We start from the raw sequence: 22,174 nt of genomic DNA, 5'->3' as shown, positions 1-22,174 counted from the left end.
GCGGGCATCCAGCCAGGCGGTCGTAGACTGGGCGACCGGGTCGCCGCCATCCGGCGCGACCGCAGCGACCCGGGAAGGACAGCCGCGTGAGTGAGACGCCGACCGCGCGAACGCCGCTGTGGCTCATCCCCGTCGCGCGCGCGATCCCCGCGCTGCTGCTCGGGCTCGCCATCACCTTCACCGGCGGGCACTCGGCCGGCTTCGGCGCCGTCGCCTTCGGCCTCTGGGGCGTCGTGTCGACGATCCCCGCGGTGCTCGTGCTCATCCGCCCCGACGTCGCCGCCGCGCAGCCGGTCGCCGCGCGCCGCGCCCTGCTCGGGGTCGTCGTGCTCACCGCGGTCGTCGGCATCATCGCGCTCATGCTCGGCCTCACCGCAGGCGGCGCCGGCTTCGGAATCCTCGTCGGCGTGTGGGGCATCGTCGCCGGCGCACTCGAGATCTTCGGCGGAGTCCGCAGCCGCCGCGACGACGCCGAGCGCACCGCGCGCCTCGGCGGCATCCGCGACGCCGTCATCGTCGGCGCGCTCACCATCGCCCTCGGCGTGGTCGCCCTCGCGATCCCCGTCGAGTTCCGCCAGCCCTTCCCGGGCGCGGGAGGTCAGCCGGGCGTGCTGACCGCATCCATCATCGTCGTGGGCGCACTCGGCGCCTGGGGCATCCTGGTCGGCGTGCTGCACGCGATCGGAGCGGTCTCGCTGCGCGAACCGCGACCTGCCGCCGCGACCATCGGGCGAGGAGCCGACGCATCGTGACCGATTCTTCCCGCCGTGACCGGCGGCGTCCGCTCGAGCTGCTCGGATTCAGCGCGATCATCGCCATCGTCATCGGCATCGTCGTGTGGGGCGGCGCGCGCAACATCGAGACCGCGCTGATCTGGGCGGGGATCAGCTTCGTCGTGGTCGTCGTGGTCGTGGCGATGCTCGTGCTCGCGACCTTCCGCGACACCGACTCCGACGGCAACTCCCGCCGCGACGACGAGAGCGACGGCGGCAGCCCGCACTGAGCAGCGCGCCGCCCGCCGTCGCCGCAGGGCTCAGTCGAGCGGGGTGAGCGTCGGCTCCTCGCCGGGGCCGACCGGGAAGAATCCGAGGAAGACGAGGCCGTCGGGGCCGGCGTCGAAGCGCAGCATCCGCACGCCCTCGGGCTCGTAGAACGGCTCGCCGGTCTCGATCGTCACCGGCTCCTGGCCGACGATCTGCATGACGGCGGTGCCCTCGAGCACGACGCCGACGACGGGTCCGTTGTGCTCGTGCACGCCCGTCGGGGCGCCGGCGGGGATGCGGATGCGCTTGCCCTGGATGCGCGAGACGGTGCGCGGCTGCGGCAGCTGCACGTCGATGACGCTGTCGCGCTGGATTCCCGTGACCGGGTCGAGGCCCTGGTTCGAGTCGGCGGGGGCGGAGCCGGTCGCGGGAGTGGCGGATGCGCTGGTCTGGTCGGTCATGTCGCGACCGTAGCCCCGCCGTCGGCGCGCCCGCCGGGCGTGCGATCCACCGTCACACAAGCGGCCCGGCTGCGCCTGACGGGTGCGTCGTCGCGCGCAACGCAGCCGGCGACGCGGCCTCGCGCTCGTCGGTCGAGGTGGTTCGGATCACACGGCTCGGGCTGATCCGCTCGGGCTGATCCGCTCAGCCCGCAGCAGCTCTCCCGCAGCAGCCTCCCCGCTCAGTGGAACGCCTCGCCGCGCGCCAGCTTCGCGACGAAGTCGGCGATGCGCTTCGCACGGTTCTCGGGGGTGCGCACCGTCGACAGCCGGAAGATGAAGGCGAACCGGTTCTGCTTCGTCAGGGTCGCGAAGAACTCGGCGGCGGCGGGATTCGCCGCGATCGCCGCCGCCAGGTCGTCGGGCAGTTCGGCGCCCTTCTGGCGGTAGGCGGCATCCCAGCGTCCGTCGGCCTTCGCGCGCGCGATCTCGGCGTGACCGCCCTCGCGCATCCGCCCCTCGGCGATGAGCGCCTCGACCCGTTCGACGTTGACCTGCGACCACGGGCTCGCCCTGCGCCGCGGCGTGAACGCCTGCACCCGGAACTGCTCGTCGTGCGCACCGGTCTGCCCGTCGATCCAGCCGAAGCAGAGCGCCGCGAGCACCGCCTCCTCGTAGTCGAGCCCCGGGTCGACGGCGGCCTTCTTGCGGATGCGCACGCGCACCCCGTCCTGGTTCTGCTGGTTCGCCTCGAGCCAGGCCTCCCACTCGGCGACCGTCGTCACATCCAGCAGCGGCTTGTCGGCGAACGAGACCATGCCCGCACGGTACCGCCCGCCGCCGACGCGCGGAACGCGCGGCTCCGCCGAACCGACCTTCGCCGCGGCGCCCGCACCGTGCCCTCGCCTTCGGCGCGCACGTCGAGCAACGGACGATGACGCGGATACTGGCGAGGTCGCGCACCAAAGGCGCCGGTCGGGTCGGTCTCAAGCCACGCCAGTATCCGCAACCTTCACCGTCGCGGTGTGAGATCCGCCCGGCGCGGGCCCGAGCTCCTGCGGGGCGTGGATACTGCTGGGATCCGGTCCGGCGGGGCGCGGATACTGCCGAGAACGGTAGGCGGCTGAACTCGCGGGGGCGCCCCTCCGCTGCGCCAGTATCCGCGCACGGCTCGTCGTGAACGGGTGCGCGACGACACGCGGGTCAGCCCGCGGAGTTACGTTCGGTCGCGGCCACTGCTGGGAGCGATAGGAGAGCCCGCCGGCGGGGACGCCTGCGCGCTGCGCCAGTATCCGCGTCGCCGTCCGCGCTCCGAGCGTCAGCACATCGGCCGGGCGGCCGCGCACCCGAGTCACTCGCGCGACCGCCCGGACGTGGACGACGAGGGCCGGCCCGGCTCCCCGCCGTGACCGACCCCCGCCAGGTTCGTGGTCGCCGACGCGAACCGTGCGGCCCGACCTGACCGAGGTCGGACCGCACGGACGTCGAGCCGGCGAAGCGCCCGCCGCCCGAGGAGCCGTGGGCGGCGGGCGTGACCGCTACAGCGGCTCGATCGTGAGCTCGACCGACGACGCGGCGCCGTCTTCGATGTACGACGCGAACGCCGACACGTCGTCGAAGGCGAAGCCGTAGGCGCGTCCGTCGGAGTGCGCCGCGTGCGTCGCCGCCGCGTAGTGGTTGGTGATCGGCTGCTGGTAGAACTGCGCCGCATCCGTCGTCGGCTGCTCCGTGTAGTCGCGCATGGTGCTGCGGTTCAGGGCGGCTCCGAGGATGGCGGCGATCGGTCCGCGCAGTCCGTCGTTCGGCGCCGCGAGGGCGCCGTTGCAGAACAGCACGTCGGCCGTCGACGGGCGGTCGAAGCGCACGCGCTCGGCGCCGTCCTGGTAGGCGACCAGCGCATCCCCGTCACGCCGCAGCGAGTACTGCGCCGTGCCGGTGTTCACGTGCATGTCGGCCGAGCTGTAGCGATCCCAGCTCTCGCCGATGTAGCCGTCGAAGTAGCTGCCGTTGAAGCGACCCGCCTCGATGCCGTGGCTCGGGGCGATCACGCGCAGGTCGTCGACGACGAGGTTCGAGAACCCCTCCGTGTTCCGCAGCTTGTCGAAGAACGCGCCGCGCGCACCCGAGTTGATGAACCCGGCCCGCTGGTCGTTGACGCCCTGCAGATGGATGCCGATCGGCAGGCTGAACATGTCGACCTGCGTCGAGTTGCAGTACATCGCCCCGTTCTGGTGCGTGAACTCGAAGGAGTCGTAGATGATGCCGAACGACGGATCGCTCTCGACCCAGCCGGCCGGATGCGCGATGCCGGGCCCGGCATCCGTGCCCACGACCTTGAACGGCAGGCGCTTGCCGAGCGAGATGTAGAGACGGCCCGAGATGGGCTCCGGCAGCGAGACCGTTCCCCAGTCGCTGAGCGGGAAGCCGTAGACGGCGCTGCCGTCGGCTTCCGTGTTGTCGGCGAGGCTCGCGGGGATGAACGCCCCGCTCTGGTCGACGTGGCCCTGCTGGCCGGTCGTGATCAGCGTGCCGACGACGTGGATGAACACATTCGCGTTGTCGTAGGCGCCGGAGTTGTTGATCACGGTGATCGGCAGGTTGCCGGCCGCCCGGGCGCGGGTCGGGGCGAGGAAGGCGCTCCCGCCCGCGAGCCCGAGCCCGCCGACGACGCCGAGGGCGCCGACCGCGGTGGCTCCGAAGAAGCTCCGGCGCGACAGCTGCTGGGCGCTCAGTCCGCTCAGCGCTGCGCCGACGGGCCCGGCCGGACGCGCGGCGCCGGCTCGGCGGAACACGCGGCCGCTCATCCGTTCAGTCCGTTCCCGACGGCCTTGATCAGCTCGCCGTCGCTGGTGTCTCCGCTGAGCTCCCAGGCGAACGCGCCGCCGAGGCCCTGCTGCTTCACGTAGTCGGTCTTGCCGGTGATGGTCTGCGGGGTGTCGTAGCTCCACCACTCGCCGTTGCAGAACGCGTAGGCGGTGCCGCCGACGGTTCCGGTGGCGGGGCAGCGGTCCTTGAGCACCTTGTAGTCCTCGATGCCGGGCTCATAGGTTCCGGGCGCTGCGCCGGTGGCGGTGCCACCGGGCTCGGCCTGGGTGACGCCGGTCCAGCCGCGGCCGTAGAAGCCGAGGCCGAGCAGGATCTTGTCGCTCGGGATGCCGAGGCTCTTCAGCTTCTGCACCGCGGTGTCGCTGTCGAATCCGGGCGTCGGGGCGCTGTCGAAGCCAATGAGCGGCGAGTGCGGAGCGGTCGGACCCTGCGCGGCGAAGGCGCCGTAGTAGTCGTAGGTCATGGGCGCGATCCAGTCGAGATCCTGCGCGGCGCCGGCGTAGTCGGCGGCCTCGATCTTGCCGCCGCTGGTGCCGTCGGCCGTGATGGCGCTCGTGACGAGGTCGCTGCCGAACTCGCCGCGGAGGGCCGAGATCAGGTTCTTGTAGGCCTCGGGTCCGCTCGAGTCGCAGCTGAGACCGCAGGCGTTGGGGTACTCCCAGTCGATGTCGATGCCGTCGAACACGTCGGCCCAGCGCGGGTCCTCGACGAGGTCGTGGCACGACTGCGCGAAGGCGGCCGGGTTCGCGGCGGCCTGGCCGAAGCCGCCCGACCACGACCATCCGCCGAACGACCACAGCACCTTGATGTTCGGGTGCGCGGCCTTGAGCTTGCGCAGCTGGTTGAAGTTGCCCTTCAGCGGCTGATCCCAGGTGTCGGCGACGCCGTCGACGCTCTCGTCGGCGGTGAAGGCCTTGTCGTAGTCGGCGAAGCTGTCGCCGATCGCGCACTGGCCGTTCGTGACGTTGCCGAAGGCGTAGAGGATGTGCGTGAGCTGGTCGGCCGATCCGCTCGTCTCGATCTTCTTGACGTCGTAGTCGCGGCCGTAGATGCCCCACTCGGTGAAGTAGGCGACGAGCTTCTTGTCGCCGGCCGCCTGGGCCGCGGCGGTGTTCGCCGTGGTGGTGCGGGTGGTGGATGCGGTGCTTCCGGCGACGCTGCCGGCGTGCTGGGCGGGGGCGGCCTGCGCCACCGCGGGGGCGATGCTCAGCGTGAGCGCGGCGGCAGCCGCGACGGCGGCGACACCTCCGACTCTGCGCCTCGTCATCCTCCGGTCGTTCTTCGTCGAACCTGCTGCCTGCATGGGTCTCCCTCTCCATCGTGGACAGTCCGGTCTATGGATGACCCGGGACCGTAGCAACGATCGTGTGCCCCCCGAAAGGGGGTCAGAAGGGGGTGATCGGCGCCGAAACCGGTTCTGGCCCGGCGGAATAAGGGAAGACTCCGAACAAACTATTTCCGCATCCCTGTCCGGAACCCGGCGTGTCGTACGCGAGAGTCGCTCGGGATGCGGCGGCGGCACCGCGCGCGGAGGGGACAGAGAAGGGCCCCGGCGCTCACGCACCGGGGCCCTGCTGAAACGGTTCAGCGACCGTGCCGGGATCCGCCGCAGCTGGCCCCCGCGCTCATGCGCCCAGGTGGTCGACCAGGCTCGACGCGAGACCGACGTAGGTGCCCGGGGTGAGCTCGCGCAGACGGGCCTTCGCCGCGTCGCCGATCTCGAGCGCATCCACGAACTCGACCAGCTCGGTCTGACCGACGCGGTGACCGCGGGTCAGCTCCTTCAGCAGCGCGTAGGGGTCGGCGATCGTCGAGCGTCCGGCGGCGACCTCGGCGCGGATCACGGTCTGGATCGCCTCGGCCAGCACCTCCCAGTTGCCGTCGAGGTCGGCGGCGAGCTTCTGCTCCGAGACGGCGATCTCGCCGAGCCCGCGGAACAGGTTGTCGAGCGCCAGCAGCGAGTGCCCGAGCGCGACGCCCACGTTGCGCTGCGTCGTCGAGTCGGTGAGGTCGCGCTGCAGGCGGCTCGTCACGAGCGTCGCCGCGAGCGAGTCGAGCAGCGCGTTGCTCAGCTCGAGGTTCGCCTCGGCGTTCTCGAAGCGGATCGGGTTGATCTTGTGCGGCATCGTCGACGAGCCGGTCGCGCCCGGCTGGGGCACCTGGGTGAAGTAGCCCATCGAGATGTAGGTCCACACATCCGTCGCCAGGTTGTGCAGGATGCGGTTCGCGTGCGCGACCGCCTGGAACAGCTCCGCCTGCCAGTCGTGCGACTCGATCTGGGTGGTCAGCGGGTTCCAGGTGAGGCCGAGCGACTCGACGAAGTCGCGCGAGATCGTGGGCCAGTCGGCGTCGGCGTCGGCCGCGAGGTGGGCCGAGAAGGTGCCGGTCGCGCCGCTGAACTTGCCGAGGAACTCGGTGCTCTCGACGCGGCGCAGCTGGCGCTCGAGGCGGTGCACGACCACCGCGAACTCCTTGCCGACCGTGGTCGGCGTCGCCGGCTGGCCGTGCGTGTGCGACAGCATCGGGCGGTCGCGCTCGGCGAGCGCCCACTCGCGCAGGCGGCCGATCACGTCGCGGAAGCGCGGCGTCCAGACCTCCTGAACGGCGGCGCGGATCGTCAGCGCGTAGCTGAGGTTGTTGATGTCCTCGCTCGTCGCGGCGAAGTGCGTGAGCTCGGCGATCGCATCCAGGCCCTGACGGCTCAGCTCGCCGCGCACCAGGTACTCGACGGCCTTCACGTCGTGACGCGTGGTCGCCTCGAGCTTCGCGAGCTCGTCGATCTCGGCCTGGCCGAAGTCGGCGGCGAAGGCGCGCAGCGCGTCCTTCTTCTCGGCCGGCAGCGCGCTCGTGCCGAACAGGCCGCGGTCGGTGAGGGCGATCAGCCACTCGACCTCGACGTGCACGCGGGCGCGGTTCAGACCGGCCTCGCTGAGGTGCTCGCCGAGCACGCCGGCGACGGACCGGTAGCGACCGTCGAGGGGGCTCACCGGTTGCGGGGGCAGGGGGCTCATGATCCTCCGTGGGGAAGCGCGGGCTCGATCTGACGGAAGAGCGCGATGCTCGCCCGCTCGATCAGAGTCAGCACCCGGGCGAAGGCCGCCGCGTCGGAGTAGTAGGGGTCCGGCACGTCGAGATCGGGCCCGGATGCGGGGTCGAATGACAGCAGCAATGCTACCTTCGCGCGCGTCTCGTCCGACGGCGCCCACTGGCGCAGCACCCGCTCCTGCCCGCGGTCGAAGGCGACGATGAGGTCGAGGTCGGCGAACCAGGCCGGATCGAACTGGCGGGCGCGGTGCGCATCCCCGTCGTAGCCCGCGTCCTTCAGCGCGTCGCGCGTGCGGTGGTCGGCGCGCTCGCCGACGTGCCAGTCACCCGTGGCAGCCGACTGCACGGTGACGGCGCCCTCGTATCCGCCCTCGGCGATGAGTCGGGTGAAGACCGCCTCGGCCATCGGTGACCGGCAGATGTTGCCGGTGCACACGAAGCAGATCCGGAACGGGGCGCGCGCATGCGTTCCCGTCATGCGCAACATCATGCCCGAGCGCGGCGTCGGCGGAAGGGTTAATTCGAGGCTTCTTCCGGGGGGGTCCTCGTGGTCCCCTCGGCGCTCCCGCGAGAGTTCCGCGGGCGGTTCGAGCGAGGTGGTGCGGTCGCGGCTGCGCGATCCCTCCCCAGCACGGGCGCGTTCCGCTTCTCCCCGGATCGCGGAATCGGCGGCCCAGACGGCGGTGGCGGCGCGCATCCTCGAGGCACGAACCGGTGCGCCCCGCCCGGGCGAGACGAGGAGGCACGCGATGGTGGCGACGATCGAGCAGCTGGAGGCACGGCTGCGGCTGGCGAAGCGGGTGCAGGAGCAGCTCGCGACCTGGAACGACGCGCCGCCGCGGATCGACGCCGACGACTGGAGTGGGCCCGCGGCCGCACTGCACGAGAAGACGGCCGAGAAGCTGCGCGCGCAGCTGTCGAGCGCGACGACGGCGGCCGGCGACGCGGTGCTGCGGGCGACGACCGATCTGGCGGACGCCCGTGGGTGACGTGGGTGCGGGCAGCGCAGGTGCTGCGGATGCTGCCGATGCTGCTGGCGGCTCGGCCGGTGGCGCCGGCGGCCCCGGCAGCGGCCCCGGGCCGATCCAGCTGCTCACGCCGGGTGGGGTCGGCCCCGGCAAGGACGTGCGCGGCGCGCGTGAGGCCGACGCCTTCGGACCCGGCGGCTGGCGTGACCCGAACAGCGGTGAGAGCGCGGCCGGCGTGGGCCGACGCGGACCGCTGCAGCTCAGCGGGCGCGGCGTCGTCGGCGTGCAGACCGACGGGATGCTGGCCTACCGCACGCGGCTGTGGTCGCTGAGCGACGCGGTCGACTCGATCGCGAAAGACGCCCGGCGGCTGCGGGCCATGCCCGCGCTGCTGCCGCCGGGCCGGCTCGACCCGATGGAGATCCTCGTCGTGCGGGTCGATCGGCTCGACGAGACCATCACCGACTTCGCACCCTCGCTCGGCACCGCGGTCGACCTCTATGCCGCGGCCGACGAGTCGGCGCAGCGCGGTGCGCGCGCGGCCGCCGACGTCGCCGTCGACACCGTCGGCGGGGTGGCCGCACGGCTCGCGCTGCTGACCGCCGCCGCGAACACCCCGACGATCATCGCCGCGGCGGCCGCCGCCTTCGCCGCGCTGCCGGGGCGCACCCCGGCCCAGAAGGCGGCCGCGCTCGGCGCGGCTGTGAAGGGCACACCGGGTCTCGTCACGAGTCCGGCGTTCGACGAGCTCGTGCGCTTCCTCGGCGACAACGGCGACGACCTCGCCCTCGGTGCGCTCGGCATCCCGCCCGCCGTCCTGCTCGCCGCCCGCGCCGCGGGCCGCGGCGGTGTCGAGGACAACGCGCACGTGATCATGAGCGCCGGGCGCAAGCTCGGGCTGTTCCGCGAGACCGGGGTCGGCGTCATCCCCATCGCTCGCTCGTCGACGACCGCACCGCTCGACCGCGCGACCGGCCCGAAGGAGCGACTGGAGCGTGTCCCCGACGAAGGGATCATCCGCATCGAGAAGCACAGCGTGCCCGGCGAGCCCCCGCGCTATGTCGTGTACGTGCCGCCGACGCAGACCTTCTCACCCGAGTCGACGACCATGCCCTTCGACCTCACGAGCAATGTCGGCGGAGTCGCCGACGACGACGCCGGCTCGATCCGCGCGGTCGAGCAGGCGATGCGGCACGCGGGAATCACCTCCCTCGACGAGGTGCAGCTGACCGGCTTCTCGCAGGGCGGGCTCGTCGCCGGGCGGCTCGCGCAGTCGGCCGACTGGAACGTCGTCGGCGTCGAGACGTGGGGCGGACCGACGCGGAACATCGACTACCCGCCCGGCGTCGCCGGCTACGACGTGCACCACAGCGACGACCCCATCCACGCGCTCAGCGGCTACCAGGTCGACACCGACCGGCTGCGCGTCGAGCAGCAGGCCCGCGCTGACGGCTTCGCCCCCGACGAGAAGGTCGTGCCGGCCCATCAGCGCGACTCCTACGTCGACACCGCGATCGACATGCAGAAGGCCGCGTCACCGCAGCTGCGGCGTGAGCTCGACCGCATCGAGAGCTTCACGGGCGACTACGCCCGGCAGAGCGGATATCGCATCGACAGCTACGACTACGACAGCTACCGGGTCGACGGGGCGGACGCCGCGCTACGCCTCGGCTGGGGATCCGACGACGCGCCGTCGCCGGCGGCGTCCGGCGTCAGCGGGCGAGCGGAGGCGCGGATGTGAGCGCGCCCGCAGGGCTGCCAGGAGCGCGGCCCGTGCGTGGTGCCCCCGTGCAGCGCGACTCGCCTCAGCGCGACTCGCGCGGACGTCCGAGCAGCGGACGCAGGATGATGCCGATCAGCCAGCTCAGCAGGCCCAGCACCACCGCGCCGAGCACGCCCCACCAGAAGCTCTCCACCGAGAGGCCGAAGCCGAGCAGGCTCGTCACCCACGCCACCAGGATCAGCAGCAGCGCGTTGACCACGAGCGAGAGGAGCCCCAGCGTCAGCACGTAGAGCGGGAAGGCGATGATGCGCACCAGGTTGCCGATGACGCCGTTCACGATGCCGAAGACCAGAGCGACGAGCAGATACGTGAGCAGGTCGGCGGGCTGCTGGCCCGGATCCCAGGAAGTCACCTGGATGTGCGGATGCAGGATCGCCACCGTCAACCAGAGCGCGAGGGCGTTGATGAGCAGCCGGACCAGGAAGCGCCTCATGGCAGGCATTCTCGCAGGCGGCGGCGTCGGAGTACCCGGAACGCGCGCAGTGAGTGCGCGACCCTAGGCTGAACCGCATGGCCGTGAAGCTCCGCCCCGAGATCGCCGCACTGCAGCCCTACCGCCAGGGGCGGCCCGCCGCCGCCGACGCCTTCAAGCTGTCGTCGAACGAGAACCCCTTCCCCGCGCACCCCGCGATCGTCGAGGCCATCGCCGCCACGAACCCCGGCCGCTACCCCGACGCCGCCGCGACCGTGCTGCGGGATCGCCTCGGCGCCGACTACGCGATCGCCCCCGACCGCATCCACGTCGGCTCCGGCTCGGTCGCCCTGCTGCAGCAGCTCATCCTCGCCGCCGCCGCCCCCGGCGACGAGGTCGCCTACTCCTGGCGCTCCTTCGAGGCCTACCCCGGCCTCGTCACGGTCGCCGGCGCCACCAGCGTCACCGTGCCCAACCGCGCCGACGGCGGCCACGACCTCCCGGCGCTCGCCGCGGCGATCACCGACCGCACCCGCGTCGCGATCGTCTGCACCCCGAACAACCCGACCGGCCCCATCGTCACCGCGGAGGAATTCGCCGCCTTCATGGATGCGGTGCCCGACACCCTGCTCGTCCTCCTCGACGAGGCCTACCGCGAGTTCGTCACCGACCCGGCCGCGGTGAACGGCATCCCGCTGCTCGACCGCTACCCGAACCTCGTCGTGCTGCGCACCTTCAGCAAGGCCTACGGGCTCGCCGGGCTCCGCGTCGGCTACGCCCTCGGCCCCGTCGACGTGCTCGACGCCGCCCGCTCGACCGCCATCCCGCTCAGCGTCACCGAGCCGGCCCAGCGCGCCGCGATCGCCGCCCTCGACCACGACGCCGAGCTGCGCGGCCGCGTCGACGAGATCATCGCCCGCCGCGACCGCATCCGCGACGCGCTCCGCGCCCAGGGCTGGCCGCTGCCCGAACCGCAGGGCAACTTCGTCTGGCTCGCGACCGGCGAGCACACCGTCGCCGCCGGCGAGATCCTGGAACGCCACGGCATCATCGCGCGGCTGTTCCCCGGCGACGGCATCCGCGTCTCCGTGGGTGAAGAAGAATCTGTCGAACCTCTCCTGCGATCTGCGGAAGAGGTTGTGAGAACCCTCCCACTGGGGCTCTGAAACCCGGGGCTAGGCTGAGGTTCATGCTTGCCGACGCTGCGCCCATCCAGCTGCTCGCGCCAGACGGGACGCTCGTGCGGAACGCCGCCAACGAGGAGTTCCTGCCGCGCATCGAGGCGCTCGACGACGCCCGCCTGATCGAGTTCCACCGCCAGATGGTGGTCGTGCGGCGCTTCGACATCGAAGCCGGCAACCTGCAGCGCCAGGGCCAGCTCGCTCTGTGGATCCCGAGCCTCGGGCAGGAGGGCGCGCAGGTCGGCGCCGGCTACGCCGCCCGCCCGCAGGACCACATCTTCCCCGCCTACCGCGAGCACGCCGTCGCCCGCATCCGCGGGGTCGACCCGATGCGCATCATCGAGATGCTGCGCGGACTCAGCCACGGCGGCTGGGACCCGAAGGCGCACGGCAACCTGCACCTCTACACGCTCGTCATCGGCTCGCAGTCGCTGCACGCCACCGGCTACGCCATGGGCGTCGCGCTCGACGGATCGAGCGGCACCGGCGACGTCGAGAAGGACGAAGCCGTGCTGGTCTTCTTCGGCGACGGCGCCACCAGCCAGGGCGATGTCAGCGAGTCGTTCGTCTTCGCCTCCAGCTACCAGACGCCCCAGGTGCTGTTCCTGCAGAACAACCACTGGGCGATCTCGGTTCCGGTCGAGCGCCAGTCGCGCACGCCGCTCTACCTGCGCTCGCAGGGCTTCGGCATCCCGAGCTGGCAGATCGACGGCAACGACGTGCTCGCCAGCTACGCGGTCACGGCGACCGCGCTCGACTCGGCCCGCACCGGCCAGGGCCCGCGATTCATCGAGGCGCTGACCTACCGCATGGGCGCCCACACCACGAGCGACGATCCCACCAAATACCGCCAGAACGACGAGCTCGCCTACTGGGGCGCCCGCGACCCGATCAGCCGCTTCGAGACCTACCTGCGCGCCCGCGGCGCCGGCGACGACGTCTTCGCCGACATCGCCCGCGAGGCCGAAGACCTGGCGGCGGATGTGCGCACGCGCACGCTCGAGCTCGTCGACCCGCCGACCGGCAAGATCTTCGACAACGTCTACAGCGATCCGCACCCCGTGATCGAGCAGCAGCGCGCCTGGCTGGACGCCTACGAGCGCTCCTTCGAAGGGACCGAGGGATGACCGACATCGACACCACCGCAGCCGACGCCGCGGCCGCCAGCGCAGCCGCGACTCCTGCATCCGCCCCAGCTGCCGAGCCCGAGGTGAAGAACCTCACGCTCTCGAAGGCGATCAACCTGGGCCTCCGTCAGGCGATGCTCGACGACCCCAAGGTGCTGCTGATGGGCGAGGACATCGGCCCGCTCGGCGGCGTCTTCCGCGTCACCGAGCACCTGCACGCCGAGTTCGGCGGCAACCGGGTGCTCGACACCCCGCTCGCCGAGTCGGGCATCATCGGCTCGGCCATCGGCCTGGCGATGCGCGGCTTCCGCCCGGTGATCGAGATCCAGTTCGACGGCTTCATCTTCCCCGGCTTCGACCAGATCACGACCCAGCTGGCCAAGCAGACCTACCGGCACGAGGGCAACCAGTCGTACCCGGTCGTCATCCGCGTGCCCTACGGCGGCCACATCGGCGCCGTCGAGCACCACCAGGAGAGTCCCGAGGCCTACTTCGCGCACACCGCGGGTCTGCGCGTCGTCAGCCCGGCGACGCCGCACGACGCCTACTGGATGATCCAGGAGGCGATCCGCTCGAACGACCCGGTCATGTTCTTCGAGCCGAAGAGCCGCTACTGGCAGCGCGGCGAGGTGCAGCTGGATGCCGGAACCGCCGTGCACATGCACCGCAGCCGCGTCGTGCGCACCGGCACCGAGGTCACGCTCATCGGCCACGGAGCCATGGTCGCGACCCTGCTGCAGGCCGCCGAGATCGCCGCCGGCGAGGGCACGAGCGTCGAGGTCATCGACCTGCGCTCGATCTCGCCGATCGACTACGCGCCGATCATCGAGAGCGTGCAGAAGACCGGCCGCGTCGTCGTCGCGCAGGAGGCGCCGCAGAACGTCAGCGTCGGCAGTGAGATCGCCGCGACGATCGCCGAGCGCGCCTTCTACTCGCTCGAGGCGCCCGTGCTGCGCGTCAGCGGATTCGACACCCCGTTCCCGCCGGCGAAGCTCGAGAAGCAGTACCTGCCCGACGCCGACCGCGTGCTCGAGGCCGTCGACCGCGCGCTCGCCTACTGACGCATCCACCGACCTGACTGACCCGACGCGCCCGCACTGGCCGCGACGACCCCGAAGGAGCACCCCGTGGTGGCATCCGAGTTCCCCCTCCCCGATGTGGGCGAGGGCCTGACCGAGGCCGAGATCGTCACCTGGCGCGTCGCGCCCGGCGACACGATCACGGTCAACCAGGTGCTGGTCGAGATCGAGACCGCCAAGTCGCTCGTCGAGCTGCCGTCGCCCTTCGCCGGCACGGTGCAGGAGCTGCTGGTGGATGAGGGGGCGACCGTCGAGGTCGGCACGCCCATCATCCGGGTCAGCTCGGCGGCCGGGTCGATCGACCTGCAGGCGCCCGTGACCGACGAGTCGGCCTGGGTCGGCCCGACGGACACGAACGAGCACACGCCGCGCGCGACCGCAGCGGCCGGCGCTGCCGGTGCCGCCGGCGGTGTGGCTGCTGCCGCATCCGCCACCCCGGCTCCCGCTCCGGCCACCCCGGCCGAGGCCGCCGAGGCCGAGGACAAGCCGGGTGCCGTGCTGGTCGGCTACGGCTCGGCCGGCGGTCACGCGACCTCGCGTCGTCGTCGCCCGGCTCCGCTGCCGACGCCCGACGGCTCGGCGCCCACGGCGACCGAGCCCTCCGCCGCGCGCCCGGCCGCCCCCGCCTCCGTGCCCGCCGCATCCGCGTCGCCCGTCATCGCGAAGCCCCCGATCCGCAAGCTCGCCAAGGACCTCGGCGTGCAGCTCGAGACCGTGCCCGGAACAGGTCTCGCGGGCGAGATCACCCGCGACGACGTGATCCGCCACGCTCAGCAGGCGAGCGTGTTCCGCAACATCGAGACGCCCGAGTGGCCGACCGACCGCGAGGAGCGCATCCCGGTCAAGGGCGTGCGCAAGGCGATCGCGAAGGCGATGGTCGAGAGCGCGTTCACGGCCCCGCACGTGAGCGTCTTCAGCGACGTCAACGCGACGCGCACGATGGAGTTCGTCAAGCGCCTCAAGGCCTCGCCGACCTTCGCGGGCGTGCGCGTGAGCCCGCTGCTGGTCATGGCGAAGGCCGTGATCTGGGCGGTGCGCCGCAACCCCACGGTGAACTCCAGTTGGACCGACAAGGAGATCATCGTGCGGCACTACGTGAACCTCGGCATCGCCGCGGCCACACCGCGCGGGCTGATCGTGCCGAACATCAAGGACGCCGAGAAGCTCAGCCTGCTCGAGCTCGCGCAGGCGCTCGAGCAGATGACGCTGACCGCGCGCGACGGCAAGACGCAGCCGGCCGAGATGTCGGGCGGCACGATCACGATCACGAACCTCGGCTCGTTCGGCATGGACACCGGCACCCCGATCCTCAACCCGGGCGAGGTCGGCATCGTCGCCCTCGGCGCGATCAAGCAGAAGCCCTGGGTCGTGGATGGCGAGGTGCGTCCGGCGTTCGTCACGACGGTCGGCGCGAGCTTCGACCACCGCGTCGTCGACGGGGATGTCGCGAGCCGCTTCACCGCCGACATCGCTGCGGTGCTCGAGGAGCCGGCACTGCTGCTCGACTGATCAGCCGGTCGGGGGCGCGCCGCACATCCGCCCACTATTGATAAGCGTTTTGACTTTGGTTATCAATAAGGCGTAGCGTTCGGGATGTGAAGACCCGCGCGCTCATCGCCCCTGCCCTGTTCGCCGTCGCCGCCCTCGGGCTGGCCGGCTGCGCCTCCGACTCCTCGGCGAACGCCGGATCCGACGGCAGCGCCGGCAGCGGCACCGTCACCGTGATCGCCTCGACCAACGTCTACGGCTCGATCGCCGAGGCCATCGGCGGCGACGCTGTCACAGTCACGAGCATCATCGACGACCCCGACAAGGACCCGCACGAGTACGAGGCGGACGCCCGCACCCAGCTCGAGCTCTCGAAGGCCGACATCGTCATCGAGAACGGCGGCGGCTACGACGACTTCGTCGACACCATGCTGAAGTCAGCGAAGAACACCGACGCGACCGTGCTCACTGCGGCCGACATCTCCGGCTACGACCAGGAGCCCAGCGACGGCGAGTTCAACGAGCACGTCTGGTACGACTACCCGACCGTCGGCAAGGTGGCCGAGAAGTTCGCCGCCGCCGTCGAGAAGGCCGACCCGGATGCGGCCGAGCAGGTGAAGAAGAACCTCGCGACCTTCCAGGAGGGGCTGAAGGGCCTCGACTCCGACGTCGCCGCGCTGAAGGCGAAGGCCGACGGCAAGTCGGTCGCGATCACCGAGCCCGTGCCGCTCTACCTGCTCGAGGCCGCCGGCTTCAGCAACGCGACCCCCGACGAGTTCAGCGAGTCGATCGAAGAGGGCACGGATGCGCCGGTGCGCGTGCTGCAGGACACCCTCGCACTGTTCAGCGACAAGAAGGTCGCCGTGCTCGTCTACAACGAGCAGACCGACGGAACCCAGACCGAGCAGGTGCTGAAGGCCGCGAAGGACAACGGCATCCCCGTGGTCGGCGTGACCGAGACCCTGCCGAAGGGCGACGACTACCTCGGCTGGCAGAAGAAGATCATCAGCGAGATCAGCTCGGCGCTCGGCGCCTGAGTCGAACAGCGCCGACTCTCACCACCAGGAGTTCCGACGACCACCACCGACACCACCGCGACCGACAGCATCCCTGCCGACGGCGCGACCACGACGACCCCCGCATCCCCCGCTCCGGCGGCGGACGCGGGGGTGCGTCGTGCGTGGGAGCATGAGGGGATGACGGTGCTGCGGCTGAGCGGGGCGGGTCTCGCCTACGGCAGCCGGCACCTCTGGAGCGGTCTCGACCTCGCCGTCGACGCGGGCGAGTTCGTCGCCGTGCTCGGCGCGAACGGGTCGGGCAAGACGAGCCTGCTCAAGGTGATCCTGGGTCAGCAGCAGCTGAGCAGCGGATCGGCCGAGCTGCTGGGAGAGCGCATTCACGGCGGCGACCGCCGCATCGGCTACATCCCGCAGCAGAAGATGGCCGAACCCGGAACCCCCCTGCGCGGCCGTGACCTCGTCGGCCTCGGCGTCGACGGCCACCGGCTCGGGCCGGGCTGGCCGAGTCGAGCGCGTCGGCGGAAGGTGGATGCGCTGCTCGAGTCGGTCGGAGCGTCCGGCTTCGCGAGCCGCCCGATCGGCACCCTCTCCGGCGGCGAGCAGCAGCGGCTGCGCGTCGGCCAGTCGCTCGCCGGCGACCCGCGCCTGCTGCTCTGCGACGAGCCGCTGATCTCGCTCGACCTGCGACACCAGCGCGAGGTGAGCGAGCTGATCGACCGCCAGCGCCGTGAGCGCGACCTCGGCGTGCTGTTCGTGACGCACGACGTGAACCCGATCCTCGGCATGGTCGACCGGGTGCTGTACCTCGCGAACGGCGCCTTCCGCATCGGCACCCCCGACGAGGTGCTGCGCAGCGAGGTGCTGAGCGAGCTGTACCAGTCGCCGATCGACGTGATCCGCTCGCGCGGACGCATCGTCGTGGTCGGCGTGCCCGACTCCTCGCACCACCACGACGACCACGACCACGCGGATCACGCCGGCCACCCGCACACGGCGGGCACCGGCGGCCTCGGCACCCACCCGACGGGAGGCGCCGCGTGAACGACCTGTGGAGCGCGATCTTCGACTTCAGCGACTACGGCGAGCTCATCGCGCTGCTGCGCAACTCGATCTTCGCCGGCGCCGTGCTCGGCATCGCGGGCGGCCTGATCGGCGTCTTCGTGATGCAGCGCGACATGGCCTTCGCGGTGCACGGCATCAGCGAGCTGAGCTTCGCGGGCGCTTCCGCCGGGCTGCTGCTCGGCCTCGGCGTCGTGCAGGGGGCGATCGTCGGCTCGCTCGTGGCGGCGGCGCTGATCGGGCTGCTCGGCTCGCGGGCTCGTGACCGCAACTCGATCATCGCGGTGCTCATGCCCTTCGGGCTCGGCATCGGCATCCTCTGCCTGGCCCTGTTCCCGGGCAGGTCGGCGAACAAGTTCGGCCTGCTCACCGGGCAGATCGTCGCGGTCGACGACCCGCGCCTGAACTCGCTGCTGATCATCTGCGCGATCGTCGTGGTCGGGCTCGCGGTCGTGTGGCGTCCGCTCGTCTTCGCCAGCCTGGATGCGGATGTCGCGATCGCCCGCGGCGTTCCGGCCCGCTGGCTGTCGCTCGTCTTCATGATGCTGCTCGGCCTCACGATCGCGGTCAGCGTGCAGATCGTGGGCGCGCTGCTCGTGCTGTCGATCCTGGTGACGCCGGCCGCCGCGGCGTTGCGGCTCACGGCATCCCCGGTGTGGGTCCCGGTGCTCAGCGTCGTCTTCGCGACCGTGTCGCTCGTGGGCGGCATCCTGCTCGCGCTCGGCGCCTCGGTGCCGATCAGCCCCTACGTGACGACGATCTCGTTCCTCATCTACCTCGTCGCCCGGGTGATCTCCTGGCAGCGGCACCGCACGCGACGCGGCAGAATCACTTCGACGACGGAGGTGGTGACGGCATGACCGCACGACGCAACACGTGGCAGCGCGAGGCCGTGCGCGGCGCTCTCGGCGAGCGCGAGGGCTTCGTCAGCGCGCAGGCGCTGCACTCGGGTCTGCGCGACCAGGGCTCGACGATCGGGCTCGCGACGGTCTACCGCGCCCTCGCCGACCTCGAGTCGACGGGTGAGGCCGATTCGCTGCAGCAGGAAGGCGAGGCGCTCTACCGCGCCTGCACCCCCGGCAAGCACCACCACCACCTGATCTGCCGCAACTGCGGCGCGACCGTCGAGATCGAGGCGGATGAGGTGGAGACCTGGGCGCACCAGGTCGCCGCGAAGCACGGCTTCACCCAGCCGGAGCACGTCGTCGACGTCTTCGGCCTCTGCGCCGACTGCACCGCGAAGGGCGTCGGCGCGCAGGGCTGACGCCTCGCGACCCGCGTCGCCATTCAGCGGCGGCGAACCCGTCGCCCAGCATCTCGACGCACCCGCTCGCAGTGGGGTGACGAAAGGGTGACATGAGGCGAACTCCGGCGTAGCCTGTGCCCAGGATCGTCGGCGCGGGGAAGGGCACCGAGTCCTCCACAACCACCGCGTCGGCGGAATGGACGGCAGATCAGGGAGCCGGTCATGACGACGACAACTCAGGAGACGACCCGACCGAAGCGCTGGCGATCGCGCAAGATCGCCGCCATCCTCGCCGGAGGCCTCGTGCTCGGCGTTGGTGCGACCTACGTGCTCGCGGCCTGGAACGACTCCGAATTCGCCACCGGCACCTTCACGGCCGGAACCTTCGACATGGTCGGCTCGACCGACGGCACGACGTTCAGCAACCACAACACGGCGGGCACCGCGGCGACGCTGCCCTTCACCGTGAACGTGGGCTCGCTGTCGCCGACCGACGTCGCCGCCGCGCCGTTCGCCGTGCGCCTCACCGCGCCGACGACGAACAACGCGACGGTGACCGTGACGAGCGCCGGCACCACGGGCACGGTGACCAACCTCACCTACACGCTGCTGCAGACCACGACATTCGGATGCACGGCTTCGACCACGGGCACCGCGCTCGTGCCGGCCGGCACGGCGATGACGAGCACCGGCGGCACCGCGGTGACCTTCAACCTCGTGAAGGGCACGGGAGGTGCGGCGGGCGCCGCGGTCAACCTCTGCTTCCAGGTGACGGCCGGAACGATCGCACAGGGTCAGACCGGCACCGCCACCTGGCAGTTCGCGGCCGTCTCGAGCTGATCGTGAATCCGGGCGACCGCGCGTCGCCCCCGTCCGCATCCCGCCGACGCGTGTCGGTGCGGGTGCGGGCGGCGATCGCCGGCGGGCTCGCCCTGGGTCTCGGGGCGGGCTTCACGCTGGCGTCGTGGAACGACGCGGAATTCGCGAAGGCGACCTTCTCGGCGTCGCGCTTCGGAACTCAGTCGAGCCTGAACGGCGGCGCCTACGCCGACAACGCGACGGCGCCGGGAGCGACCGTGGCGTTGTCGGGGATGGTGCCGAACTCGCCCGTGTACACGATGGTGCGCATCCGCACGAACGCGCAGTCGGTCGTGGGCACGGCGACACTCGGCGGCGCCGTCATGAGCGGAACCGGCGGAACCCTGCTCGGGCAGTGGACGCAATACCGGGTCGTCCGCGTCGACCCCGCCGCGACCTGCGATGCGACCGCGTTCGCCGGCACACCGAACTGGGTCGTCGGGGCCGCCGATACCGCTCCGCTCATCACGACCGGGCAGAACTCCGGCGTCACCAACGTGCTCGCCGCGGCGACCAGTGCGGCGCCGGGCACGGCGACGGCGTTCTGCTTCCAGACCTATCTCGCGCTCAGCGCCCCCACGACGACCCAGTCGCTGACCGGCACGGCGGTCTGGACCTTCACGACGCGGTCGACCTGATCGCGCCGGCCCCACCGCATCCCGCCACCGCACCCGCGCCACCTCATCCCTCCCCCGCCCGAAGGAGCACCCCGTGACCACCGCCCCGATCGCGCACCGCCGCCCGCGTGCGCGGCGTGCCGGCGGAGCGCGCTCGGCGCTCGTCGACGTGGTGCTGTGGATCGCGGCGGCCGGCGGAGCGGTGTGCCTCGCCGCGGTGGTCGCGGCGACGGTCTTCCACGCGACCGTGATCATGTTCTCGACCGGGTCGATGTCGCCGACCATCCCGGCGGGTTCCGCGGCGCTCGTGCAGCAGATCCCCGCCGCCGACGCGAAGGTCGGCGACGTCGTCACGGTCGAGCGCCCCGGCGGGCTGCTGCCGATCACGCACCGGGTCGTCGGCATCGAGGCGCCCGAGGGACGCGCCGCGGCCGTGCGCGAGATCACGCTGCGCGGCGACGCGAACGCCGCCGCCGACCCGGCGCCGTACCGGGTCGAGCAGGTGCGCATCGTGCGCTTCGCGGTTCCCGGGCTCGCCCACGTCGTGGTCTGGTTCGGCAACCCGCTCGTGCTCGGCGGACTCACGATCGGCGCCGCCGTGCTCGTCACGTGGGCGTTCTGGCCGCGCCGACGTCCCGGCGATGACGAGCCCGCGTCGCAGCCCGCCCCGACCGCGGCCGACGAGAAGCGCGCCCACGCGGGCGCCGCGCTCGCCGCCGTGCTGGTGACCGCCGGTGCGGCGACGCTGATCCCGTTCGTCGCACCGGCCCCGGCCGCCGCCGAGCCGCTCGAGACGGTCGTGCGCGGCGACCACATCCAGCTCGTCAGCATCGCCGACGTCGACGCGGTGCAGAGCATGGCGCCGGGCACCTCGGCCGACTGGCAGGTCGGCGTCAGCACCTACGACGACTCGAACGTGGGCCGGCTGCATCTGGGGCTGGGTCTGGACTCCGATCCGGCGCGCGCCGCCGACCTGCGGGTGGATGTGCGCGGCTGCGACGTCCGCTGGACCGCCGACGGCTGCGCGACCGGAGCGATGGACTTCCTCGCCGACGTGCCGCTCGTCGCGGCGACATCGCCGATCACCTCGCACGGCGCCCGCTGGTTCGCCGACGAGGACATCCCGGCCGAGGTGTGGGTGCTCGTGACCGTGCACGTCGCCGACGAGATCAGCGACGAAGCGGATGCCGAGCTGCGTCTGCAGGTCTGGGGCGCCGGCGACGCGGGCGTCGGCAGCGGCGGCGTCGGCAACGGCGACGGCGGCGGATCGGGCGGGACCGGCGGCGCGGGCGGTTCGGGCGCCCGCGGCGGCGGTCTCGCCGGAACCGGTGTCGCCGGGGCCTGGCCCGCGGCGCTGCTCGCGCTCGGCGCCGTCGGCAGCGGGCTCGTGCTCGCCGCGCTCGCCCGCCGCCGGCGCGGCGGGCTCGACGCCCCGCGGGGTGCGTCATGAGGCGGCGCGACCCGGGGACCGCGCCTCGCCGCCGACCCTTCGCCGGCCGTCCGCGGCTGCAGGCGGCGCTCGCGGCCGTCGTCGCGGCGGCGCTGGGACTCGCCGTCGCCTACCCGGCCGCCCGCAGCATCCACACGACCGAGGCGGCGTGGACCGACGCCGAGGTCGTCAGCGGAACCCTCACGACGCTCAAGGTGAACCCCGTCGTGACCTTCAACTGCGTTCCCGCGAGCGGCACGCTGAACCTGCTGACCCCGGTCGTGCCGGTCGCCTGGACGGCGCCGGCCGCGACGTCCGACGGGATCGCCCCCACCTCGTACGTGCTCTCGTGGTCGGGACTCGCGACCGGAACCGGGTCGGTCGAGACGACCGCGACGAGCTACAACGTGCCGCTCGCGCTGCTCACCATCAACGCGACGGCGACGGTCTCCGTCACGGCGAAGTACAGCAACTGGCTCGCGGCGCCGTCGCCGACGCGCACGATCACCGTCACCAACCTCATCATCGCCACCGGCTACAGCTGCGTCTGACGACTTCGAGGCTCCCTCGATCGGGGGATTTCCTCGACAGCTGTCGATCCGGAGACTCGGGGG

General features: G+C 71.9%; 23 protein-coding genes. 16 read left to right on the top strand and 7 right to left on the bottom strand.

Annotated elements, in window-relative coordinates; genetic code table 11:
* The first annotated feature begins 86 nt into the window (after positions 1-86).
* Positions 87-752, top strand: a complete 666-nt coding sequence (locus tag FJ657_RS03725; protein WP_141162295.1) for a hypothetical protein — start codon at positions 87-89, stop codon at positions 750-752.
* On the top strand, positions 749-1,003 hold the full coding sequence (locus tag FJ657_RS03720; protein ID WP_181408855.1) for a hypothetical protein: 255 nt from the start codon (positions 749-751) through the stop codon (positions 1,001-1,003). Before FJ657_RS03725 ends, FJ657_RS03720 begins: the two co-directional genes overlap by 4 nt.
* Positions 1,004-1,033: 30 nt before the next feature.
* On the opposite strand, the gene FJ657_RS03715 is transcribed toward FJ657_RS03720, so the two are convergent.
* From FJ657_RS03715 to FJ657_RS03690, 6 genes are all read right to left on the bottom strand, one after another.
* Positions 1,034-1,444, bottom strand: a complete 411-nt coding sequence (locus FJ657_RS03715; RefSeq protein WP_141162294.1) for a cupin domain-containing protein — start codon at positions 1,442-1,444, stop codon at positions 1,034-1,036.
* A gap of 221 nt (positions 1,445-1,665) precedes the next feature.
* Entirely contained in the window at positions 1,666-2,241 is a 576-nt protein-coding gene (locus FJ657_RS03710; protein WP_141162293.1) for a YdeI/OmpD-associated family protein, read from the bottom strand.
* Positions 2,242-2,961: 720 nt separating this feature from the next.
* Entirely contained in the window at positions 2,962-4,215 is a 1,254-nt protein-coding gene (locus tag FJ657_RS03705; protein WP_219995855.1) for a beta-1,3-glucanase family protein, read from the bottom strand.
* 8 nt (positions 4,216-4,223) lie between these two features.
* Positions 4,224-5,516 (bottom strand): glycoside hydrolase family 18 protein, encoded by a 1,293-nt coding sequence (locus tag FJ657_RS03700; RefSeq protein WP_181408854.1) that lies wholly within the window; start codon positions 5,514-5,516, stop codon positions 4,224-4,226.
* 358 nt (positions 5,517-5,874) lie between these two features.
* Positions 5,875-7,260, bottom strand: a complete 1,386-nt coding sequence (gene purB, locus FJ657_RS03695) for an adenylosuccinate lyase (protein ID WP_141162290.1) — start codon at positions 7,258-7,260, stop codon at positions 5,875-5,877.
* The gene (locus FJ657_RS03690; RefSeq protein ID WP_141162289.1) at positions 7,257-7,772 is read right to left on the bottom strand and encodes a low molecular weight protein-tyrosine-phosphatase; all 516 of its coding nucleotides are present in this window, start codon (positions 7,770-7,772) and stop codon (positions 7,257-7,259) included. The genes purB and FJ657_RS03690 overlap by 4 nt, the downstream gene beginning before the upstream one ends.
* A gap of 271 nt (positions 7,773-8,043) precedes the next feature.
* Between FJ657_RS03690 and FJ657_RS03685 the strand changes: the two genes are divergently transcribed.
* Together FJ657_RS03685 and FJ657_RS03680 are read left to right on the top strand one after the other, a co-directional pair.
* Positions 8,044-8,283 (top strand): hypothetical protein, encoded by a 240-nt coding sequence (locus FJ657_RS03685; RefSeq protein WP_141162288.1) that lies wholly within the window; start codon positions 8,044-8,046, stop codon positions 8,281-8,283.
* Positions 8,276-10,003 carry a hypothetical protein gene (locus tag FJ657_RS03680; protein ID WP_141162287.1) on the top strand — a complete coding sequence of 576 codons (1,728 nt, stop codon included), beginning with the start codon at positions 8,276-8,278 and terminating at the stop codon, positions 10,001-10,003. The genes FJ657_RS03685 and FJ657_RS03680 overlap by 8 nt, the downstream gene beginning before the upstream one ends.
* 64 nt (positions 10,004-10,067) lie before the next feature.
* Here the strand turns inward: FJ657_RS03680 and FJ657_RS03675 are convergent, their stop codons facing one another.
* Entirely contained in the window at positions 10,068-10,478 is a 411-nt protein-coding gene (locus FJ657_RS03675; RefSeq protein ID WP_141162286.1) for a phage holin family protein, read from the bottom strand.
* A 77-nt stretch (positions 10,479-10,555) separates the two neighbouring features.
* Here FJ657_RS03675 and FJ657_RS03670 point away from each other — a divergent pair, with 77 nt between their 5' ends.
* From FJ657_RS03670 to FJ657_RS03615, 12 genes are all read left to right on the top strand, one after another.
* Positions 10,556-11,623, top strand: coding sequence for a histidinol-phosphate transaminase (locus tag FJ657_RS03670; RefSeq protein WP_141162285.1), 1,068 nt, complete (start codon positions 10,556-10,558; stop codon positions 11,621-11,623).
* A gap of 23 nt (positions 11,624-11,646) precedes the next feature.
* Positions 11,647-12,765: a thiamine pyrophosphate-dependent dehydrogenase E1 component subunit alpha gene (locus FJ657_RS03665; RefSeq protein WP_141162284.1), complete on the top strand. Its 1,119-nt coding sequence runs from the start codon at positions 11,647-11,649 to the stop codon at positions 12,763-12,765.
* Entirely contained in the window at positions 12,762-13,826 is a 1,065-nt protein-coding gene (locus FJ657_RS03660) for an alpha-ketoacid dehydrogenase subunit beta (protein ID WP_141162283.1), read from the top strand. The genes FJ657_RS03665 and FJ657_RS03660 overlap by 4 nt, the downstream gene beginning before the upstream one ends.
* Positions 13,827-13,892: 66 nt before the next feature.
* Complete coding sequence (locus tag FJ657_RS03655) at positions 13,893-15,353, top strand: dihydrolipoamide acetyltransferase family protein (RefSeq protein WP_141162282.1); 1,461 nt, start codon at positions 13,893-13,895, stop codon at positions 15,351-15,353.
* Between the two features lie 86 nt (positions 15,354-15,439).
* The gene (locus FJ657_RS03650) at positions 15,440-16,369 is read left to right on the top strand and encodes a metal ABC transporter solute-binding protein, Zn/Mn family (protein WP_141162281.1); all 930 of its coding nucleotides are present in this window, start codon (positions 15,440-15,442) and stop codon (positions 16,367-16,369) included.
* Positions 16,370-16,528: 159 nt separating this feature from the next.
* Positions 16,529-17,392, top strand: coding sequence for a metal ABC transporter ATP-binding protein (locus FJ657_RS03645; protein WP_141162280.1), 864 nt, complete (start codon positions 16,529-16,531; stop codon positions 17,390-17,392).
* On the top strand, positions 17,389-18,270 hold the full coding sequence (locus FJ657_RS03640) for a metal ABC transporter permease (RefSeq protein ID WP_141162279.1): 882 nt from the start codon (positions 17,389-17,391) through the stop codon (positions 18,268-18,270). The genes FJ657_RS03645 and FJ657_RS03640 overlap by 4 nt, the downstream gene beginning before the upstream one ends.
* Positions 18,267-18,674, top strand: a complete 408-nt coding sequence (locus FJ657_RS03635) for a Fur family transcriptional regulator (RefSeq protein WP_141162278.1) — start codon at positions 18,267-18,269, stop codon at positions 18,672-18,674. The genes FJ657_RS03640 and FJ657_RS03635 overlap by 4 nt, the downstream gene beginning before the upstream one ends.
* Before the next feature lie 204 nt (positions 18,675-18,878).
* The gene (locus FJ657_RS03630; RefSeq protein ID WP_141162277.1) at positions 18,879-19,496 is read left to right on the top strand and encodes a SipW-dependent-type signal peptide-containing protein; all 618 of its coding nucleotides are present in this window, start codon (positions 18,879-18,881) and stop codon (positions 19,494-19,496) included.
* A gap of 50 nt (positions 19,497-19,546) precedes the next feature.
* Positions 19,547-20,152, top strand: a complete 606-nt coding sequence (locus tag FJ657_RS03625) for a SipW-dependent-type signal peptide-containing protein (protein ID WP_181408853.1) — start codon at positions 19,547-19,549, stop codon at positions 20,150-20,152.
* A 73-nt stretch (positions 20,153-20,225) separates the two neighbouring features.
* A complete protein-coding gene (locus FJ657_RS17165) occupies positions 20,226-21,581 on the top strand; it encodes a signal peptidase I (protein WP_219995854.1) in 1,356 nt (451 codons plus the stop codon).
* Positions 21,578-22,111, top strand: a complete 534-nt coding sequence (locus FJ657_RS03615; RefSeq protein WP_141162275.1) for a hypothetical protein — start codon at positions 21,578-21,580, stop codon at positions 22,109-22,111. Before FJ657_RS17165 ends, FJ657_RS03615 begins: the two co-directional genes overlap by 4 nt.
* The last annotated feature ends 63 nt before the right edge of the window (positions 22,112-22,174 follow it).

Origin of the sequence: Schumannella soli, assembly GCF_006517435.1 — a bacterium.
GTDB lineage: Bacteria > Actinomycetota > Actinomycetes > Actinomycetales > Microbacteriaceae > Schumannella > Schumannella soli.
The sequence above is the reverse complement of the archived record's forward strand: the minus strand, read 5'-3'. Positions and strand labels throughout refer to the sequence as shown.

Excerpts from the sequence above, each read along its gene's own strand:
- FJ657_RS03645 (WP_141162280.1), top strand. The coding sequence starts at position 16,529 with ATGACGGTGCTGCGGCTGAGCGGGGCGGGTCTCGCCTACGGCAGCCGG.
- FJ657_RS03630 (WP_141162277.1), top strand. The coding sequence starts at position 18,879 with ATGACGACGACAACTCAGGAGACGACCCGACCGAAGCGCTGGCGATCG.
- FJ657_RS03615 (WP_141162275.1), top strand. The coding sequence starts at position 21,578 with ATGAGGCGGCGCGACCCGGGGACCGCGCCTCGCCGCCGACCCTTCGCC.
- FJ657_RS03665 (WP_141162284.1), top strand. The coding sequence starts at position 11,647 with ATGCTTGCCGACGCTGCGCCCATCCAGCTGCTCGCGCCAGACGGGACG.
- FJ657_RS03715 (WP_141162294.1), bottom strand. The coding sequence starts at position 1,444 with ATGACCGACCAGACCAGCGCATCCGCCACTCCCGCGACCGGCTCCGCC.
- FJ657_RS03685 (WP_141162288.1), top strand. The coding sequence starts at position 8,044 with ATGGTGGCGACGATCGAGCAGCTGGAGGCACGGCTGCGGCTGGCGAAG.
- FJ657_RS03635 (WP_141162278.1), top strand. The coding sequence starts at position 18,267 with ATGACCGCACGACGCAACACGTGGCAGCGCGAGGCCGTGCGCGGCGCT.
- FJ657_RS03710 (WP_141162293.1), bottom strand. The coding sequence starts at position 2,241 with ATGGTCTCGTTCGCCGACAAGCCGCTGCTGGATGTGACGACGGTCGCC.
- FJ657_RS03700 (WP_181408854.1), bottom strand. The coding sequence starts at position 5,516 with ATGACGAGGCGCAGAGTCGGAGGTGTCGCCGCCGTCGCGGCTGCCGCC.
- FJ657_RS03690 (WP_141162289.1), bottom strand. The coding sequence starts at position 7,772 with ATGACGGGAACGCATGCGCGCGCCCCGTTCCGGATCTGCTTCGTGTGC.
- FJ657_RS03670 (WP_141162285.1), top strand. The coding sequence starts at position 10,556 with ATGGCCGTGAAGCTCCGCCCCGAGATCGCCGCACTGCAGCCCTACCGC.
- purB (WP_141162290.1), bottom strand. The coding sequence starts at position 7,260 with ATGAGCCCCCTGCCCCCGCAACCGGTGAGCCCCCTCGACGGTCGCTAC.
- FJ657_RS03675 (WP_141162286.1), bottom strand. The coding sequence starts at position 10,478 with ATGAGGCGCTTCCTGGTCCGGCTGCTCATCAACGCCCTCGCGCTCTGG.
- FJ657_RS03660 (WP_141162283.1), top strand. The coding sequence starts at position 12,762 with ATGACCGACATCGACACCACCGCAGCCGACGCCGCGGCCGCCAGCGCA.